We start from the raw sequence: 17,997 nt of genomic DNA on the forward strand, positions 1-17,997 counted from the left end.
CAGGGCCATCGGTGTGAACTCCTTCACGGTGGTAGTTGGCGCTACAACCGAGGATCACGCCGATGGCCCCCTCCATCAGCTCAGGACACGCCCTCCCTGAAACCCCACCACTCCACGGGACTCACACGAGGGCCCCACCGCCGAAGGCGCGTGGGCGGCATCCCCCCGCTCCCTGAGGACCCCACCGCCGAAGGCGCGTGGGCGTCTCGAAGGGTCGTAACCCAGCCTGACACGCGGTCGCACTCGAAGGTGCCGGTCACGACCCTTCGAGACGGGCCGCGCCGCTCCGCGGGCGGCCCTCCTCAGGGAACGGGAAACGAGCCGCGCCACTGCGCGGGCGGCCCTCCTCAGGGAACGGGAAACGAGCCGCGCCGCTGCGCGGGCGGCCCTCCTCAGGGAACGGGAAACGGGCCGCCCCGCTGCGCGGGCGGCCCTCCTCAGGGACCGGGGGGACGGCCCTCCTCAGGGACCGGTGGAAGCCTGCGTCGAGGCGGCCACGTCGACCAGGCGCCCCGCAATGCCGCGAGGAGACGGCCCGCCCATCCACACGGCTCGCAGCTCGCGCTCAATCGGCCCGCCCGCGACAGGGACCGCGAGCACCCGGCCGTCCATGAGCGCGCCGCGGACGGCGTGGTTGCTCAACACGGCGGGGCCGAGCCCAGCGGCAACCGCAGCCACGATGGCGGCGTTGCTCGACAACTGCGCCACCGGGGTGGCCCGCGTCGACACCCCCGCGCACGCGGCCGCCCGGTCGAGGAAGCGACGGGTCCCCGAGCCGGGCTCCCGCTCGACCAGCGGAGTGGCGGCCAACTCCGAGACCGTCACCGCCCCGCGACGCTCGGCCCACGGGTGCTCCGGCGGAATGATCACCATCAGCCGGTCGCGGCCCACCAGACGGCTCGACACGTCGTCGGGCACCTCCGGCGACTCGACGAACCCGACGGCCACCCGCGCGTGACGGACTGCCTCGATCACCGCGTCGGAGTTGAGGATCTCGAGTGAGACGGCGGCGTCGGGGTGTGCGCGCCGCAGCGCGGCGAGCCACACGGGCGCGAGGTACTCGGCGATCGTCATGCTCGCCGCCACCGTCACCGCTCCCCCGGCGGTGGCCGTCACCGCGCCGGCGCCCGCCATGAGCCGGTCCATGGCTTCGACCACCTCCCGCGCCCAGCCCACCACCAGCGCGCCCTCGGGCGTGACGTCGGAGCCGGCCGCGCTGCGCCGCACGACGGCGAAGCCCAGCCGCCGCTCCAGCCCGGCCAGGGCGCGGCTGGCGTTGGACTGCGCCATGCCGATCTCCCGCGCCGCCGCGCCCAGCGATCCGTGCTCGGCGACGGCGACCAGCAGGCGCAGCGCCGGGAGGCCGGGCTCATCGGGAAAGATGGTCATATCGCGATCATATGACCTGCTGCGCGGATCGGGTTACCGGCCGTGGGTCGATCGGGCGCACGGTAGCTGCGTGACCAGCTTCCGCGCCGCCATCCCTGGCCTTGCCGCCTGCCTGGCGGCCGCCGTTGCGTCCGTCGCGGTGAGCCGGGTCGTCCCGCTCGCCAGTCCGCTGCTGGTGGCGATCCTCGCGGGCGTCGCCTGGCGGACGGCACGCGCCACGACGGCGTCCTGGGCCCCCGGGGTGGGCGTGGCCGGCCGGCAGTTGCTGCGCGCGGGAATCGTGCTGCTGGGCCTGCAGGTGTCGCTGGTGACGGTGGTGGGTCTCGGACCGGCGACGCTCACGCTGGTCGCCGCGGCCGTGGGCGTGACCTTCGCCACCACCGCCTGGCTGGGGCGGCGGCTGGGTCTGGGCGCGGAACAGTCGCTGCTGGTGGCCGCGGGCTTCTCCATCTGCGGTGCCGCGGCGGTCGCGGCTGCTGAAGGCGTGACCGACTCCGACGAGGAGGAGGTGGCCACGGCCGTGGCCCTGGTGGTGGTGTTCGGCACGGGGATGATCGTCGCGTTGCCGCTGCTCGCGACGGTCCTGGGGCTGACTCCGACCGCGGCCGGGCTGTGGATCGGCGCCTCCACGCACGAGGTGGCGCAGGTGGTCGCGGCCGCGGGCCTCGTGGGGGCGGAATCCCTCGGTGTGGCGGTGACGGTGAAGCTCGCCCGGGTGGCGCTGCTGGCGCCGGTCATGGGGGTCCTCGCGGGCCGGGAGCGGCGCCGGCTGCGCGCCCTGCCGGGCGCCGGTGCCCGCGACCTGCGGCTGCCGCCCGTCGTCCCGCTCTTCGTCGTGGGGTTTCTGGCGGCCATGGCCGCGCGGACCGTCGGGCTCGTGCCGGAGTCCGCGCTCACGGTCCTGGGCCAGGTCCAGCAACTCCTGCTGGCCGCGGCGATGTTCGCCCTCGGGTTGGGGGTGGACCTGCGCGCGTTGGCGACCGTGGGGCGACGTCCGCTCCTGCTCGGCGCGGCTGCCACGCTCCTCATCGGCTCGATCGGGCTCGCCGGCGCCGTCGCGATCGCCTAGCTGGTTGAAGCGGGGAGCCCTCCCGGGGCCGAACATCTGCGGACACGAACGAAGGCCGAGCATTGATTCAATGCCCGGCCTTCGCAATGTGTTCGGGGGAGGACGGCTCCCGGACTCGAATGGCTCTGAGACCTACCCGTCCGTCTCGGCGGGTGTCGGCGATGATCGTCGGCAATACATCTGGAAACCACTCGACCGCTTCGTCCATCTCTACGTCTCCTAGTGGATCTGCTTCGATGGCTTCTGCGTACCCACCATTAGACGCCTCCCGCGGCACCGGCACAAGAGCCGGAACAGAAGAATCTCCTGAGATTTTCTTACGCTGCCCGGAGTGTCGCTTGACAGGCGTCGACACAGCGCCGACGGAGGCGCACCGGGTCAGAGGGACGCCTCGGGAGGCACGAAGCGGGCCACCTCCGCCAAATCCAGGTCGGCCTCCGGAAGCTCCACGTCGAGCTCGCGGCCCCGCCACCAGAACAGCGTGGCGTGATCCTCCCAGTCGAAGATCCCACACACCCCCCGGCACCCCTCCAGCAGGCCCACCATCACCCGGCGCACCGACTCGGATTCGGAGAACATCGCGCTCATCTTCGAGCCGGTCGTGCCGAACTCGAACAGCACCAGGTCGTCGGACCCTCCCGCGGCCCAGTCCCCCATGTGCCGGTGCAGGGTCAGGTAGATGTAGCCGATCTCGTGGCGACCGTGCGCGTCCAGCCGCGGGTCGTCGCGCTGGTACCACCGGATCGCATCGTCGGGCTCGAAGGCCAGGACGATCGCGAAGTTCCACTCCGGGGTGGGGTCGTCCCACCACAGGTGCGACGGCGTCCCGGCCGTCGCCCGGAACGGCAGGGCCTCGGCGCGGTACGGGATGTCGCCGGGGGCCGGAACCTCCACGGACGTCTCGCCGGGTCGGCCCGGCGAGATGCCGGCCAGCCGGCCGAGGGCGTCCATCTCCGCGTCGCGCTCGACGAACAGCAGGTAGCGGTAGTCGAGGCCCACGGCCGATCACCTCCCTGCGCCGCCGTCGCAGTCCGAACCTCCCACGGAGGCGGCTGACCCGAGCCTAACGCGGTCGGGGGCGCCGCTGGGCGGTTCCCGTGCGGGCCCGGCGTCCCGGGTGGATCATGAGGGTGAGGGTCAAGGAAGGCCACAGCCATGAGCAGCTCTGGATCCATACGTGCGAGCATGGCTGCACGTCGAGTTCCCGCCCGTCCGGCACCCGGGCGGCGCTCCCGGTTGCTGTGGGGCGTCCTGCTGGGGATGTCGGTCCTGGTGTTCGTAGGCGGCTACCTGGTGACGAGGCCCCCGTCGAGCTATGAGGCGGTGGCCGGGCCGTCGGAGCAGGGCGTCAACACCGAGGGGGTGTTCCGGCCCGGCGGCTACATCGACATCGAGTTCCACCCCGGCATCGCCTCCATCCGCGGTCACTACCGCGGCACCGCGCAGATCCGTCTGTACCAAGGCGGCGACTCGAGTGACGCCTGGCTCGACGTGCAGATGCCGATCGGGAAGGACTGGCCCAACTCGTTCTCCGGGGACCCGGACGAGGAGGACTTCACCGTCGAACACCGGGTCTATCTCCCTGACGACGAGGTCCACCCGGGTCGGGCGGAACTCGTCCTCAACTACCAGCTCTTCTACCCGGTGGATGCCGGGCCCGGGTCGGCGCTGACCAGCTACTTCAAGGACGCCTCGGGCCGCGAGCACGTCAGCGTGCCCGTCGAGCTGTCGGCCGAACGCCTCTCACCCGCCGAGGTGGCGTGGCTGGACAGGGTCAGCGCGTGGTCACCGGTCCTCGACACGGCGGCGGCAGTGGCGCTCGTCGTCGGCATCTCGTCGCTCTTCATGCTGGCGATCAGGAGGCCGAAGCGCTGAGCCGCCTCGTCACGCCCCGGGGGCAGACGGCCGGTGGGTCGCCGCGCCGAGCGCGGCCGCCACCGCGCCCACCGCCGCCAACGCGGGGATGAGCGTGAACGCCAGGTGCACCCCGACGGCGTCCGCCAGCACGCCCAGCACGAACGGCACCACCGCCACCGCGACACCGAGCGCCACCATGATCAGCCCCTGCGCCGAGTCCTTCGACCCACGCGCCGTGGAGAGCATCAGGCTGGCCGCGAACGGATACAGCAGGCCGCAGCCCATCCCGGCGACGGCGAGGCCCAGCACCGCGACCGTCGGCGACGTCGCCAGCCACAACACGAGCCAGCCGAGTGCGTTGACCCCGAACGCCGCGACCACCAGCCTGGCCGGCGCCCACCTCGCCGTGAACCACCAGGACACCAGCCGCGACGTCGCCATCCCGCCGACGAAGGCCGCCGTCGCGGCCGCCGCGACGGCCGTACCCGCCGACGTGCGCTCCGTGATGAGGGTGAGCGCCCAGAACGTCGTGGCGCTCTCGATGGCCACGCCGAGCAGCGCCGCCAGCAGGAACCACCAGCCCGACGGCGGCAGCTGCCGCACCGCGCGCCGCAGCACTCCCCCACCCGCCGGTCCTGCCTCCGCGGGACCGGGCCCGGCCGCCGCCGTCCGCGGACCCCGGGGAGTCATGCCGCGCGACGCCGGCATCCGAAGCCAGATCACGATCGCGGCGACGCCGAGCGGGACGGTCGACAGCACCACCGGCCGCCAGCCGAAGCCCGCCGCGACACTCGCGCCGATCGCCACCGGCCCCAGCAGCCCCACCAGGGTGCCCAGGCCGTTCGCGGTGGTCACGGCGTCCGCGGGGCGCGGCGAGTGGTAGACCACGAGTCCGGTCTGGGCCGCCGCGATGGCCATGTTCCCGCCGACGGCCAGCACCACCGTCGCGGTCAGCGTCCCCGGTAGCGACGACAGCAGCGCCAACCCCGCCGCGCCCACCGCCACGAGCGCGGCGCCCAGCACCAGCGCCCCCCGCCGCCCGAGCACCCCGACGACGGCGGCCAGCGCCCCACCCGCCAGGGCCGTCCCGGCGGCCATGGCCGTGCCGTGCAGCCCGATCTGCGCCGCGGTGAACCCCACCTCGCGGCCCAGGATCTGGATCACCGGGCCGAACGCGTAGAGCAGCCATCCCCAGAGCAGGAAGGCGCCGTACATCCCCAGGCTGAAGCGGTCGAACCGGCGGGGCTCCGTCGCGCTCGCGAGGGCGGTCGGCACGTCATCCGGGAGGGTCACAGTCGAAGTGTAGGGACCGCCGACAGCGACGCGGCGCGGGCACCAGTCTCGCTGATGCCCGCGCCGCGCGGTGTGGATGACTCGTCAGGCGACGGTGTCGGCCGTCCTCGCCGGCAGCGTCTTCGGCTTGAACGACGGCCGGGTGGCCTCGTAGGCCGCGATGTCGCCCTCGTGCTGCAGCGTCATCGAGATGTCGTCGAGACCCTCGAGCAGGCGGTGCCGCGTGAAGTCGTCGATCTCGAACGGGATCTGCGTGCCGTCGGCGAGGACGACCCGGCGCTCGACGAGGTCGACCTCGATCTCCTGGCCCGGGTTCGCCTCGATGTAGTCCCAGATCCGGTCCACCGTCTGCTCGCTGACGACACCCACGACGAGGCCGGCCTTGCCGGCGTTGTTGCGGAAGATGTCGCCGAAGCGGGCCCCGATGATCGCCTTGAAACCGTAGTTCTGCAGCGCCCACACGGCGTGCTCACGCGACGATCCGGTGCCGAAGTCCGGGCCCGGCACCAGGATGGAACCGTTGCGGAACGCGTCCTGGTTCAGCACGAACTCGGGGTCGTTGCGCCAGGCGGCGAACAGGCCGTCCTCGAAGCCGGTGCGGGTGATCCGCTTGAGGTAGACGGCGGGGATGATCTGGTCGGTGTCGACGTTGCTGCGGCGCAGCGGCACGGGCACGCCGACGTGACGGGAAAACTTCTCCATGATGCGGGGCTCCTCAGGCTGAGAGGTCGGCGGGGGCGGACAGGTGGCCGGTGATGGCGGTGGCGGCGGCGACCGGCGGCGACACCAGGTGCGTGCGGCCGCCCTTGCCCTGGCGGCCCTCGAAGTTGCGGTTCGACGTCGAGGCCGCCCGCTCACCCGGCTGCAGCTGGTCGGGGTTCATGCCGAGGCACATCGAGCAGCCGGCGGCGCGCCACTCGGCGCCGAAGTCCAGGAACACCTTGTCCAGGCCCTCGGCCTCCGCCTGGAGCCGCACCCGGGCCGAGCCCGGCACGACCAGCATGCGCACGCCGTCGGCGATGCGGCGGCCCTTGAGCACCGACGCCGCCAGGCGCAGGTCCTCGATGCGGCCGTTAGTGCAGGAGCCCAGGAAGACGGTGTCGACCTTGATGTCGCGCATCGGGGTGCCCGGCGTCAGGGCCATGTACTCCAGCGCGCGGCGGGCCGTGGCCTGCTCGACGTCGGACTCGAAGTCCTCCGGGTTCGGGACAACGGCGCCCAGCGGCACGCCGTGGCCCGGGTTGGTGCCCCAGGTGACGAAGGGGGTGAGCTGGGTGGCGTCGATGTCGACCTCGACGTCGAACGTGGCGTCGTCGTCGGTGCGCAGCGTCTTCCAGTACTCGACGGCGGCGTCCCAGTCCTCGCCCTCCGGCGCGTGCGGCCGGCCCTTGAGGTAGGCGAAGGTCGTCTCGTCGGGGGCCATCATGCCCGCCTTAGCGCCCCACTCGATGGACATGTTGCAGATCGTCATCCGGCCCTCCATCGAGAGCGCCTCGACGGTCGAGCCGCGGTACTCGACGATGTAGCCCTGGCCGCCGCCGGTGCCGACCTTCGCGATCAGCGCCAGCACGACGTCCTTGGCGGTGACGCCGTCGGGCAGCTCGCCGTTGATGTTGACCGCCATGGTCTTGGGCTTCTTCTGCGGCAGCGTCTGGGTGGCCAGCACGTGCTCCACCTCGGAGGTGCCGATGCCGAAGGCCAGCGCGCCGAACGCGCCGTGGGTGGAGGTGTGCGAGTCGCCGCAGACGATCGTCATGCCCGGCTGGGTGACGCCCAGCTGGGGGCCGATGATGTGCACGACGCCCTGGTCGCGGTCACCCAGCGAGTGGATGCGGACCCCGAAGTCCTTGGCGTTCTGCCGCAGCGTCTCGACCTGCTTGCGCGAGGTGGGCTCTGCGATGGGCTTGAGGATGTCGAGGGTGGGGGTGTTGTGGTCCTCGGTGGCCAGGGTCAGGTCCGGCCGGCGGACGGGGCGGCCCGCGAGCCGCAGCCCCTCGAACGCCTGCGGGCTGGTCACCTCGTGGACCAGATGCAGGTCGATGTAGAGCAGGTCAGGCTCTCCCTCGGCCGTGCGGACGACGTGCGCGTCCCATACCTTCTCGCTCAGGGTCTTGCCCATGGGTCCTCTTCTCGACAAACGATGCCTTCAAAAGCTGCGCCAAGTATGTCCGAGGACACGCGCGGATCCAGTTTGCATGTCCACAATGTGGATTGTTAATCTCACGATATGGACGATACAAGTGGCGTCGGCGTACTCGACAAAGCGGCCGCCGTGCTGGCCGCCCTGGAGCGCAATCCCCTGACCCTCGCGGGGCTGGTCTCGGCTACCGGCCTCGCCCGCCCCACCGCTCACCGCCTGGCGGTGGCCCTCGAGCATCACCGGCTGGTCGGGCGCGACCTGCAGGGCCGGTTCGTGCTCGGCCCGCGGCTCATCGAGCTGGCCGAGTCGGCCGGCGAGGATCCGCTCCTGGCGACGGCCGGCCCCATCCTGACGCGCCTGCGCGACATCACGGGCGAGTCGGTGCAGATGTTCCGCCGCCAGGGCGACATCCGCATCTGCGTGGCCTCCGTCGAGCGCCCCACGGGCCTGCGCGACACCGTCCCCGTCGGCGCACAGCTGTCGATGACCGCCGGGTCGGCGGCGCAGGTGCTGCTCGCGTGGGAGGAGCCGGAGAAGCTCGAGAAGCTACTGGAGCACGCGTCGTTCACGATGTCGACACTGCAGAGCGTGCGGCGTCGCGGCTGGGCGCAGTCGGTCGCGGAGCGGGAGGCGGGCGTGGCGTCGGTGTCGGCGCCGGTGCTGGCGCCGTCGGGCAAGCTCATCGCGGCGGTGTCCGTGTCCGGGCCCATCGAGCGGTTGACGCGCTCCCCCGGCCGGCTGCACGCCCCGGCGGTGCTCGCGGCGGCCGAGCGGCTGAGCGAGGTGCTGCGCCGCAGCGGGGCGCCCGAGTGATGTCTCGCTGACCCTGAGAACAGCGAAGGTCCCCCAGCCGATATCGACTGGGGGACCTTCTGTTTGTAGCCCCGACGGGATTCGAACCCGCGCTACCGCCTTGAGAGGGCGGCGTGCTAGGCCGCTACACAACGGGGCCCTAGCGAGTGGAAAGCTTAACACCTTCCGCAGGGGTACTAGGACTCGAACCTAGACTGACGGAACCAGAATCCGGCGGGCTGCCAATTACCCCATACCCCTGTGCTACCGGCGAGCCGGGCACGAGTAGGAACAGTACACGATCGCGCTCACGGCCCGCAAACCGGCCCCGGTCACGGAGCGGGCGCCCGCCGTCGAGGCTGGTCCGCTGTTGCCGGCCCTACCCTCTCGTCGGGCCCCCCTGCGGCCCTGTGGGGGTTTGAGCAGATGGCACCAGTCGCTGCCGTTCAGACGCTCAGGCTGAGCGGCAGCGTCGCGACGAGTGGTGCCATCTGCTCAAACCCTCAGACCCCACCCCACCCCACTCCCGCCCCCGAGACCGCTGGTTATCCACAGGCGGGGAGTCGCCCCTTGTCCGCGACGGCGCGCGTCCCGAGACTGGGCGCATGGACCCCGAGATCGCAGCTGCGGTGCGCGACGGCGTCGTCACGGCCAAGCTCACGCCCCGCAAGGCGCGGGCTCTCAACGCCTACGCCTGCCGCGGTCAGCTCGAACGGGTTCTGCCTGGGGTCTACGGCCTGCCAGGTGCCGCGTCGTCGATCCACACACGCCTCCAAGCCGTCCGGGCGTACGGCGACGACCTCACGCTCGTCAGACGCAGCGCGGCCGCCCTGACGTTCTGGCCCGAGGTCGGAGACGACGACGAGCTCCACATCGCCTGCCCCCGAAAGCTCACCCCGGGTTACGGCCTGGCGGTGGAGCAGCGTCTCATCCCTCCGGAACTGCTGACGCGCCGTGAGGGCGTGCTGTGCACGGTGCCCGAGCTGACCGTGCTGGACCTGATCCCCGAATTCGGGGGCGACGTGATCCAGGAGGCGCTCCGACGGCGGGCCTGCACGCTCAAGCAGATGCGCCGCGCTCTCGCCCTGACCCCTCGGCGTCGTTTCAACAGGCTCCGGCGCGACCTGCTGGACCAGTCCCGGGACTCGCCATGGTCGGCGCTCGAACTGAGGGCGCATGCGGCACTCCGCGAGGCGGGGATCACCGGCTGGATCTCCAACCTGCCCGTCACCGCGTGTGGGCGTAGGCACTACGTGGACGCGGGGTTCAGGAAGGAGATGGTCGCCTTGGAGATCGACGGCTACGAATTCCACGGGTCACGAGAGTCCTTCCATCGCGATCGGGCGCGGGATATCGACCTCATGCGGGCCGGCTGGCTGGTCGCGCACTTCACCGAGAAGACCCTTCCCTCCCTCGTGGACACCACGCGTGCGCTGCTGGCGCAGCGCGGGCGGCCGACCTAACAGCTGACGCTGACCCGTGGGTCATCGTCGACCCATCGCACAGCGTCCCTCGCCAGGCAATCTTGAGCAGATGGCACCACTCGTGCGGCGTCGCACGCTCGGCCCCTGCGTGACTCCCGCGACGAGTGGTGCCATCTGCTCAAACCCCACCGGCCCACACCCGCCGCACCACACACCACGCCCGCCGCCCACCGGGAGCGAGTCACGGGGTGAGCGTCGCGACCCGCATCCGGCGGCCGATCCACCACGCCGCGACACCGAACAGCGCGAACCCCGCGATGTTCCACGCCGCCTCGTCCCACGCGATGGACGTCACCCCCCGCAGCTCGGCCAGCGACGTCGTGAACATCGCGTACCCGTACGCGGCCAGGTTGTTGACCACATGCGCCGCGACACCGGCCTCCAGCCCCCCGGTCACCACCACCAGCGCCCCGGCGATCAGCCCGAACACCAGCCGGTGCGTGAACAGCGCCGGGTTCTGCAGCCCGTGCAGCAGCGCGAACACCACCGCGGACCCGACGACGCCCACCCACGCCCGCCCGCTCGCTGACCCGATGGTCTGGAGCAGATAGCCGCGGAAGAAGACCTCCTCGGCGGCTGCCTGCAGCGGCGACGTCACCAGCACCATCGCCAGGAACGCCGGCCACCCCGTCTGCCCCGCATGGAACTCGGGCACCCCGCGCACCGCGAACGACGCCCACAGCACCGCGTTCAGCAGCACCGCCGCGACAACGAGTGTCGCCAGCAGGTAGCGCCACCGCACCCCTGGCTGCACCGACGCCACCCACCGCGGCCGGACCCGGTGCAGGTAGCGCACCAGCAGCAGCACCACCGGGATCAGCGCGGCCAGCGCCAGGTGCCCGGCGGCGGGGCCCTCCGGCAGTTCGTACGCCGACGCCGCCCGCTGGTATGCCGCGAAGTCGCCGCCCCCGCGCACCAGGAAGCCGACCCGCAGCACCAGCGCCGAGATCACCGGCACCAGCACAGCGAACGCGCTGAACGCGAGCAGCGCCCCGAAGCCCGCGACCATCCCGGCACCCGGCCGGCGCAGCACCAGCGGATACCCCACCCCCGACGGCGGGTCCACCGGCTCGCCCCCGGGGAGCAGCGGCGCCAGGCTCACGCGTCGGCGACGGGGTTGCTGAGCGCCCCCAGCCCGTCGATCTCGACGGTGACCCGGTCCCCCGGCTCCATCGCCCCGACGCCGGCCGGCGTGCCCGTCAGGATGAGGTCGCCTGGCAGCAGGGTCGTGAACGACGAGATGTAGCTGACCAGCTCGGCGATGCCGCGCACCATCTGCGAGGTGGACCCCTGCTGGCGCACCTCGTCGTTCAGGCGAGTCTCGAGGCCGAGGTGCTCGGCCTCCTCGATGGTCAGATGCGTGTTCATCCACGGCCCCAGCGGCAGGAACGTGTCGGAGCCCTTGGCGCGGGCCCACTGGCCGTCGGTCGCCTGCCAGTCGCGGGCGGTGACGTCGTTGGCGATCGTGTAGCCGAAGATCACCTCGGGCACGCGCTCCACCGGCACCTGCTTGCAGATGCGGCCGATGACGATGGCCAACTCACCCTCGAAGTGCAGGTTGGTGCAGCCCTCGGGGCGCAGGATCGTGTCCTCCGGCCCGATGACCGACGTGTTCGGCTTGAAGAACAGCAGCGGCGACTCGGGCACGTCGCCGCCCATCTCCTTGGCGTGGTCGGCGTAGTTCTTCCCCACCGCGACCACCTTGCTCCGCGGGATCACCGGTGCCAGGAACCGCACCTCGTCCAGGTGGTGCCGCTCGCCGGTGTAGTTGACCGGCACGCCGGCCAGCGGGTCGGCCGTCAGGACCGCCACCGTGTCCGGGTGCTCACCCCCGTCGACGGCGAGCTCGATGATCCCGTAGGCCGGGTCCTGACCATCCTTGACGAAACGTGCGATGCGCATGGCGCCCAGCGTAGTGGAGGGCTACCCGGCGTCGACGTGCGTGAGGATGCCGTAGGCCAGCGAGTCCATGAGCGCCTCCCACGACGCCTCGATGACGTTGGTGCCGACGCCCACGGTCGTCCACGTGTAGCCCTTGTACGACGTGTCGATGAGCGTGCGCACCGACGCGTCGGTGCCGTGCCCCTCGTCGAGGATCCGGACGCGGTAGTCGGTGAGTTCGAAGTCCGCGACCTCCGGGAAGGGCGTGGCCAGCGCCTGGCGCAGCGCGCCGTCGAGGGCGTTGACGGGGCCGTTGCCCTCCCCGACGACCATGTGCCGGTCCCCCTTGGCGGTCAGCTTCACGGTCGCCTCGGAGATGTTGACGCCGTCGCGCTCCTCCGTGAACACGCGCCAGGACTGCACCTGGAAGGGGAGCTCGAGGACGCCCAGCTCGTCGCGCAGCAGCATCTCGAACGACGCATCCGCCGACTCGTAGGAGTAGCCCTCGGATTCCTTGGCCTTGACCCGCTCGGTGATCTTGGCGGCGGTCCCCCGGTCGGCCAGGTCGAAGCCGAGCTGCTCGCCCTTGATCTGGATGTTCGCGCGGCCGGCCATGTCGGAGATGAGCATGCGCATGTCGTTGCCGACCAGCGCCGGGTCGACGTGCTGGTACAGGTTCTCGTCGACCTTGATCGCCGAGGCGTGCAGCCCCGCCTTGTGCGCGAAGCTGGAGTGCCCGACGTAGGGCTGCCGGCCGAGCAGCGGCTGGTGCGCCACGAGCGCGATCGCGTGCGCCACGCGGGTGAGGTCCGCCAGCTGGTCCGCCGGCAGGATGTCCCAGCCGTACTTGAGCTGCAGGTTGGGGATGAGCGCCGACAGGTCCGCGTTGCCGGTGCGTTCGCCGTACCCGTTGAAGGTGCCCTGGATGTGCATGACGCCAGCCTCGACGGCGGCCAGCGTGTTCGCGACCGCGCAGGCGGTGTCGTTGTGGCAGTGCACGCCCAGGTTCGCGCCGGTGGCCGCGGCCGCGGCGACGATCTCGGCCATCCAGCTGGGCAGCATGCCGCCGTTGGTGTCGCACAGCACGACGACCTCGGCACCGGCGTCGTGCGCCGTCTGCACGACCTTGATGGCGTACTCGGGGTTGGCGCGGTAGCCGTCGAAGAAGTGCTCGCAGTCGACGAACACCCGCCGCCCCTGCGAGCGCAGGTACTGCACCGTGTCGGTGATCATCTCGAGGTTCTCCTCGAGCGTGGTGCGCAGGGCCCGGTACACGTGCTCGTCGTGCGACTTCGCGACGATGCAGATGACCTCGGTGTCGGCGTCCACCAGCGCCTGCGTCAACGCATCGTCAGCGGCCCTGGCGCCGGCCTTGCGCGTGGCGCCGAACGCGACGAGCTTGGAGCGCTGCAGGTTCAGCTCCTTCGCCCGGACGAAGAACTCGGTGTCGTTGGGGTTGGCGCCCGGCCACCCGCCCTCGATGAACGTGACGCCCAGCTCGTCGAGGTAGCCGGCGATCCGCAGCTTGTCCGCCACCGACAGGTGGATGCCCTCCTGCTGCGCGCCGTCGCGCAGGGATGTGTCGAAGATGTGGAACTCGGCCGGGCGGGTCGGCAGGGTCGGCATTGATCTCTCCCAGGGGTCGCGGGTCAGAGCGAAGGATACCCGCCGAGCCCCGCTGTGCCGACGTCTCAGCCAGTGGACGGGCACCGTGCGCCCCTGTCCGCCGACGGGGGCAGGCCGTAGGGTCTGCAGGCATGACTGAGACCCGTACCCTCGCCGTCATCGGCGGCGACGGCATCGGCCCCGAGGTGACGGCGGAGGCGCTGAAGGCGCTGACCGCGGTCGCGGGCCCGGACGCCTTCGACTTCGTCCACTACGACCTCGGCGCCGAGCGCTGGCAGCGCACCGGCGAGGTCCTGCCCGACTCGGTCCTCGAGGAGCTCAAGACCGTCGACGCCATCGTGCTGGGCGCGGTCGGCGCGGCCCCGGGATCGAAGGCGATCCCGAGCGGGCTGCTGGAGCGCGGCCTGCTGCTCAAGCTGCGGTTCGCGTTCGACCACGCGATCAACCTGCGCCCCTCGAAGCTGTACCCCGGCGTGCCCACTCCCCTGGCCCCGCGGATCGTCGACGGCAAGTCGGTCGACTTCGTCGTCGTCCGCGAAGGCACCGAGGGCCTGTACTGCGGCAACGGCGGCGCCGTGCGCGTCGGCACCCCGCACGAACTCGCGACGGAGGTGTCGGTCAACACCGCCTACGGTGTCGAGCGGGTAGTCCGCGACGCCTACCGCCGGGCCCAGTCCCGCCGCGGCCAGCTGACGCTGCTGCACAAGCACAACGTGCTCGTCAACGCCGGCAGCCTGTGGAACCGGATCTTCACCGAGGTCGGCGAGGAGTTCCCCGACGTCGAGCGCCGTTACCTCCACATCGACGCCGCGATGATCGCCATGGTGGTCGACCCGGCGCAGTTCGACGTCATCGTCACCGACAACCTGTTCGGCGACATCGTCACGGACCTGGCCGCGGCGGTCACCGGCGGCATCGGCCTGGCCGCGTCGGCCAACATCAACCCCTCCGGCGAGTTCCCGTCGATGTTCGAGCCGGTCCACGGCTCGGCGCCGGACATCGCCGGCCAGGGCATCGCCGACCCGACGGCCGCCATCTCGTCGATGGCGCTGCTGCTCGATCATCTCGGTCGCCCGGAGCTGGCCGCCCGCATCGACGAGGCCGTCAGCGCCGACATCGCCGACCGCGGCGCGGAGCGGTTCCGCACCACGGAGATTGGCGACCGCATCGCGGCCCGCCTCGCCTGAGGTTCACACAACGACACCCCGGCTCCCTGCCCCCGACCGCACCTGGCGAATCGGGGACGGGAAGCCGGGGTGCGTTCGTCCCGGGCGCCGTCGTCAGGGCTCGACGGTGACCTTGATCGCCTCGCCCTTCGCGACGATGTCGAAGGCGGTGAGCGCCTCGGCCAGCGGCACGCGGCGCGTGATGAGGTCACGCACCGGGATGCGACCGGACGCGATGTGGTCGAGCGCCGCCCGGTGGTGGGCCGGGGCGGAACCGTTCGCGCCGTGGATGTGCAGCTGCCGGTAGTGGACGAGGTTGCTGTCGCACGTGATGGTCGGGTTCGTCTTCGGCAGCCCGCCGAAGAACGAGATCCGCCCGTTGCGGGCCGCCATCGCGATGGCCTGCTCCTGGTTCACGTTGGCCGGCGTGGCCGTGATCACGACGTCGGCGCCGCGCCCGTCGGTCAGCCGCAGCACCTCCGCCACGGGATCGACGCTCGACGCGTCGATCGTGACGTCCGGCGCGACGGCGTCGGCCGACATCGCGAGCCGGTCGGCGTTGATGTCGACCATGATGACCCGGCCGACCTTGTGGACGCCGCGGGCGATGCGCACGTGCATGCACCCGATGGGCCCGGCCCCGAAGATGACGACGGTGTCGCCCTCCTCGATGCCCAGCTGCTCCTGCGCGTTGATGGCGCAGGCGAACGGCTCGACGGCGGAGGCCTCGTCGAATCCGACGCCGTCGGGGATCAGGTTCAGCCCGTCGACCTTGAGGACCTGCTCCGGCACGATCATGTACTCGGCGAAGCCGCCGTCGTACTGGTAGCCGACGGAGGTCTGGTTCTGGCACACGGCCATCCAGCCCTTGCGGCACTCGTGGCAGTCGCCGCAGGGCACGGCGGCGATGACCTGGACGCGGTCGCCTGCCTTGAAGCCGCCGCGGGCCTCGGGGCCCACCTCGACGACCTCACCGGCGATCTCGTGGCCCATCGTGGTCACGCGGGTGATGTTGACGTGGCCGTTGGCGCGGATCTTGACGTCGGTGCCGCAGGTCGAGCAGTTGCGGACCCGGATCTTCACCTCCGCCGGGCCGCATTCGGGCTCCGGGACGTCCTCGAGCCGGACGTCGCCGGGGGCGTGGAATCTCAGTGCGAGCATGCTCACTCCTCAGTGGGGGTCAGGAGGCTGATGACCTCGTCGGGGGTACGGGCGGTGCGGAGGCGCTGCGAACGCTCCTTGTCGGCCAGGACGCTCGCCAGCGCGGCCAGGATCGACACGTGCTCGTCGCTGTTGGACGCGATGGGGATGACGACGTTGACGGTGTGACCGTCCCAGTCGACCCCGTCCGGGAACTGCAGGAAGCCGAGCGCCGCGGAGCGGATGTGGGTCCGCGACTCGTTGGTGCCGTGCGGGATCGCGACGCCCTGACCGAGGAACGTCGAGGTCTGGTGCTCGCGCAGGAGCATGCCGTCGATGTAGGCGGGGTCGGCAGCACCGCTGGCCACGAGCACGTCGCCGGCCTGGCGGATCGCGTCCTCCTTGGCGACGCTGGCCAGCCCCATCCGGACGTTGGAGGCCGGGAGGATGCCGGGGGCCAGCTTCTTCTTCGGCCTGGTGAGGGTCGCGGTGGCGGTGGCGCCGGCCGCGGGCTGGGCGACCGCCGACGGTGCGGCCTCCCCGATGCCGGCGGCGGTCAGGAGTCGACCCTCGCGGATGGCGAGTTCGACGCGGTCGAAGGCCGGGTCTCCGAGGTAGGACGAGAAGGGCACGACGAGGGCGCCGGCCGCCTTGGCCTCGGCGCGCTTCGCGAGGCCCTCATGGGTGAGGACGACCTGCGCGTCGACGGGGATCTGGTCGACGGGGGTGTGGACGACCTCGACGCCGTAGGGGGCCAGCCGCTTGCGCATCTGCCCGGCCACCATGACCGAGGACCCCATGCCGGCGTCGCAGGCGATGACGAGCTTGGTCACGTCGGAGCCGAGGACGGCCGAACCGGACTCCATGGACTCGATCGCGTGCACCTGCTCCTCGACGACGTCATCCTCGGCGCCGCGGCCGAACTTCAGCAGCACGGAGGCCACGAGGAAGGACACGACGGCGGCCGTCAGGACGGTGGCAAGCATGGGCAGGTGGCCGCCGGGAGGCGTCACCGCGAGGTACGCGAGGATCGATCCGGGCGACGGCGGGCCGGCGAGCCCGGCGCCGAGCGTGGTGGCGACGAACAGGCCCGACATCGAGCCGGCGATGGTCGCGAGGATCATCACGGGGCGCATGAGGATGTAGGGGAAGTAGATCTCGTGGATGCCGCCGAGGAAGTGGATGACGATCGCGCCGGAGGTGGAGGCGCGCAGCGACTTCGGGCCGAACAGCATGAAGGCGGTCAGCAGGCCGAGGCCGGCGCCGGGGTTGGACTCGACCATGTAGAGGATCGACTTGCCCGCGGTCTCCACGTCGATGGCCGCCAGCGGCGTGAAGATGCCGTGGTTGATCGCGTTGTTGAGGAACAGCACCTTGCCCGGCTCGACGAAGATCGACGCCAGGGGCAGCAGGCCGGCCGCGACCAGCGCGTTGACGCCGGCCGACAGCACCGCCACGATCGCGGCCACGACCGGGCCGACGCCCAGCGTGCCGACGATGGCGAGGATCATGCCGATGATGCCGAGCGAGAAGTTGTCGACGACCATCTCGAAGCCAGCCCGCACCTTGCCCTCGACGGCGCGGTCGAACAGCCTGAGCAGGTAGGCGGCGGCCGGGCCCATGATCATGGCGCCGAGGAACATCGGCGTGCCGCTGAGGGTCGCGAACTCGGTGATGCCGCCGATGATCACGCCCGCCGTCGCGATGGCCCCGACGACGGCGCCGCGGTGGCCGTGGACCATCCGGCCGCCGGTGTGGCCGATGAGGATGGGCAGCAGGAAGTACAGCATCGGGCCGACGAGGCCGGCGAGGGTCGCGTTCGGCAGCCAGCCGGTCTCGATGAACAGGGCGGTGATGAGGCCCCAGGCGATGAAGGCCCCGATGTTGGGCATGATCATGCCGGCCAGGTAGCCGCCGAATTTCTGGATCCGGGCGCGCACGCCGGATCCCTCCAGGTTCTTGTTGACGCGTGCGTCGGGAAGAGCCGTCATTGTCTTCTCCCATGGTCGCCGCCCCACGCCCCTATGCGTACAGCGGATGGACCCCCTGGTCCACGGACCCCATCTTGGGCCCAAACCAAAGCGATGTCAAGTAATCATCTACATGTAAATGTTGTTTCGCATTGTTTTGGTCCTCCCGGCATGACAAAGGGCCCGCGAC

15 protein-coding genes and 2 tRNA genes are annotated in these 17,997 nt (G+C 71.3%); 5 read left to right on the top strand and 12 right to left on the bottom strand.

Features of this window, described 5'->3' with window-relative positions:
- Positions 1-462 precede the first annotated feature (462 nt).
- Positions 463-1,389, bottom strand: coding sequence for a LysR family transcriptional regulator (locus tag BCR15_RS02780; RefSeq protein ID WP_078920395.1), 927 nt, complete (start codon positions 1,387-1,389; stop codon positions 463-465).
- 70 nt (positions 1,390-1,459) lie between these two features.
- On the opposite strand from BCR15_RS02780, the gene BCR15_RS02785 reads away from it, so the two are divergent.
- Positions 1,460-2,458, top strand: a complete 999-nt coding sequence (locus tag BCR15_RS02785) for a YeiH family protein (protein WP_068750228.1) — start codon at positions 1,460-1,462, stop codon at positions 2,456-2,458.
- A gap of 378 nt (positions 2,459-2,836) precedes the next feature.
- Here the strand turns inward: BCR15_RS02785 and BCR15_RS02790 are convergent, their stop codons facing one another.
- Complete coding sequence (locus BCR15_RS02790) at positions 2,837-3,457, bottom strand: hypothetical protein (protein WP_068750230.1); 621 nt, start codon at positions 3,455-3,457, stop codon at positions 2,837-2,839.
- A gap of 186 nt (positions 3,458-3,643) precedes the next feature.
- Here BCR15_RS02790 and BCR15_RS02795 point away from each other — a divergent pair, with 186 nt between their 5' ends.
- Positions 3,644-4,333, top strand: coding sequence for a hypothetical protein (locus BCR15_RS02795; protein WP_141680011.1), 690 nt, complete (start codon positions 3,644-3,646; stop codon positions 4,331-4,333).
- A 9-nt stretch (positions 4,334-4,342) separates the two neighbouring features.
- Here BCR15_RS02795 and BCR15_RS02800 read toward each other — a convergent pair whose 3' ends face one another.
- The 3 genes from BCR15_RS02800 to leuC all read right to left on the bottom strand — a co-directional run bounded on the left by BCR15_RS02800 (position 4,343) and on the right by leuC (position 7,727).
- Positions 4,343-5,608 (bottom strand): MFS transporter, encoded by a 1,266-nt coding sequence (locus BCR15_RS02800; RefSeq protein WP_078919600.1) that lies wholly within the window; start codon positions 5,606-5,608, stop codon positions 4,343-4,345.
- A gap of 84 nt (positions 5,609-5,692) precedes the next feature.
- Positions 5,693-6,310 carry a 3-isopropylmalate dehydratase small subunit gene (gene leuD / locus BCR15_RS02805; RefSeq protein ID WP_068750233.1) on the bottom strand — a complete coding sequence of 206 codons (618 nt, stop codon included), beginning with the start codon at positions 6,308-6,310 and terminating at the stop codon, positions 5,693-5,695.
- 13 nt (positions 6,311-6,323) lie between these two features.
- Positions 6,324-7,727 (bottom strand): 3-isopropylmalate dehydratase large subunit, encoded by a 1,404-nt coding sequence (leuC, locus tag BCR15_RS02810; protein WP_068750235.1) that lies wholly within the window; start codon positions 7,725-7,727, stop codon positions 6,324-6,326.
- Positions 7,728-7,835: 108 nt separating this feature from the next.
- On the opposite strand from leuC, the gene BCR15_RS02815 reads away from it, so the two are divergent.
- Positions 7,836-8,561, top strand: coding sequence for an IclR family transcriptional regulator (locus tag BCR15_RS02815; RefSeq protein ID WP_068750238.1), 726 nt, complete (start codon positions 7,836-7,838; stop codon positions 8,559-8,561).
- Positions 8,562-8,627: 66 nt separating this feature from the next.
- Here BCR15_RS02815 and BCR15_RS02820 read toward each other — a convergent pair.
- A tRNA-Glu gene (locus tag BCR15_RS02820) sits at positions 8,628-8,700 on the bottom strand.
- Between the two features lie 29 nt (positions 8,701-8,729).
- Positions 8,730-8,801: transfer RNA gene (locus tag BCR15_RS02825), tRNA-Gln, on the bottom strand.
- Between the two features lie 344 nt (positions 8,802-9,145).
- On the opposite strand from BCR15_RS02825, the gene BCR15_RS02830 reads away from it, so the two are divergent.
- Positions 9,146-10,003 carry a putative endonuclease domain-containing protein gene (locus BCR15_RS02830; protein WP_068750240.1) on the top strand — a complete coding sequence of 286 codons (858 nt, stop codon included), beginning with the start codon at positions 9,146-9,148 and terminating at the stop codon, positions 10,001-10,003.
- Positions 10,004-10,205: 202 nt separating this feature from the next.
- Here BCR15_RS02830 and BCR15_RS02835 read toward each other — a convergent pair whose 3' ends face one another.
- Genes BCR15_RS02835 through cimA form a run of 3 tightly spaced genes read right to left on the bottom strand, consistent with a single transcriptional unit; the run spans position 10,206 to position 13,531 of the window.
- A complete protein-coding gene (locus BCR15_RS02835) occupies positions 10,206-11,126 on the bottom strand; it encodes a CPBP family intramembrane glutamic endopeptidase (RefSeq protein ID WP_068750242.1) in 921 nt (306 codons plus the stop codon).
- A complete protein-coding gene (locus BCR15_RS02840; protein ID WP_068750244.1) occupies positions 11,123-11,926 on the bottom strand; it encodes a fumarylacetoacetate hydrolase family protein in 804 nt (267 codons plus the stop codon). Before BCR15_RS02840 ends, BCR15_RS02835 begins: the two co-directional genes overlap by 4 nt.
- A 21-nt stretch (positions 11,927-11,947) precedes the next feature.
- Positions 11,948-13,531 (bottom strand): citramalate synthase, encoded by a 1,584-nt coding sequence (gene cimA / locus BCR15_RS02845; protein WP_068750246.1) that lies wholly within the window; start codon positions 13,529-13,531, stop codon positions 11,948-11,950.
- 131 nt (positions 13,532-13,662) lie between these two features.
- Here cimA and BCR15_RS02850 point away from each other — a divergent pair, with 131 nt between their 5' ends.
- A complete protein-coding gene (locus BCR15_RS02850) occupies positions 13,663-14,718 on the top strand; it encodes a 3-isopropylmalate dehydrogenase (protein WP_068750248.1) in 1,056 nt (351 codons plus the stop codon).
- Between the two features lie 93 nt (positions 14,719-14,811).
- Here BCR15_RS02850 and BCR15_RS02855 read toward each other — a convergent pair whose 3' ends face one another.
- Entirely contained in the window at positions 14,812-15,858 is a 1,047-nt protein-coding gene (locus BCR15_RS02855) for a zinc-dependent dehydrogenase (RefSeq protein ID WP_068750249.1), read from the bottom strand.
- 2 nt (positions 15,859-15,860) lie between these two features.
- Complete coding sequence (locus tag BCR15_RS02860) at positions 15,861-17,828, bottom strand: PTS mannitol transporter subunit IICBA (protein WP_068750251.1); 1,968 nt, start codon at positions 17,826-17,828, stop codon at positions 15,861-15,863.
- Between the last annotated feature and the right edge of the window lie 169 nt (positions 17,829-17,997).

Source organism: Tessaracoccus lapidicaptus (assembly GCF_001693815.1).
Taxonomy (GTDB): domain Bacteria; phylum Actinomycetota; class Actinomycetes; order Propionibacteriales; family Propionibacteriaceae; genus Arachnia; species Arachnia lapidicapta.

Bases quoted from the DNA above. Each gene is read 5' to 3' on its own strand.
- BCR15_RS02830 (WP_068750240.1), top strand. From the start codon at position 9,146: ATGGACCCCGAGATCGCAGCTGCGGTGCGCGACGGCGTCGTCACGGCC.
- BCR15_RS02815 (WP_068750238.1), top strand. From the start codon at position 7,836: ATGGACGATACAAGTGGCGTCGGCGTACTCGACAAAGCGGCCGCCGTG.
- BCR15_RS02780 (WP_078920395.1), bottom strand. From the start codon at position 1,389: ATGACCATCTTTCCCGATGAGCCCGGCCTCCCGGCGCTGCGCCTGCTG.
- BCR15_RS02855 (WP_068750249.1), bottom strand. From the start codon at position 15,858: ATGCTCGCACTGAGATTCCACGCCCCCGGCGACGTCCGGCTCGAGGAC.
- BCR15_RS02850 (WP_068750248.1), top strand. From the start codon at position 13,663: ATGACTGAGACCCGTACCCTCGCCGTCATCGGCGGCGACGGCATCGGC.
- BCR15_RS02840 (WP_068750244.1), bottom strand. From the start codon at position 11,926: ATGCGCATCGCACGTTTCGTCAAGGATGGTCAGGACCCGGCCTACGGG.
- cimA (WP_068750246.1), bottom strand. From the start codon at position 13,531: ATGCCGACCCTGCCGACCCGCCCGGCCGAGTTCCACATCTTCGACACA.
- leuC (WP_068750235.1), bottom strand. From the start codon at position 7,727: ATGGGCAAGACCCTGAGCGAGAAGGTATGGGACGCGCACGTCGTCCGC.
- leuD (WP_068750233.1), bottom strand. From the start codon at position 6,310: ATGGAGAAGTTTTCCCGTCACGTCGGCGTGCCCGTGCCGCTGCGCCGC.
- BCR15_RS02860 (WP_068750251.1), bottom strand. From the start codon at position 17,828: ATGACGGCTCTTCCCGACGCACGCGTCAACAAGAACCTGGAGGGATCC.
- BCR15_RS02795 (WP_141680011.1), top strand. From the start codon at position 3,644: ATGGCTGCACGTCGAGTTCCCGCCCGTCCGGCACCCGGGCGGCGCTCC.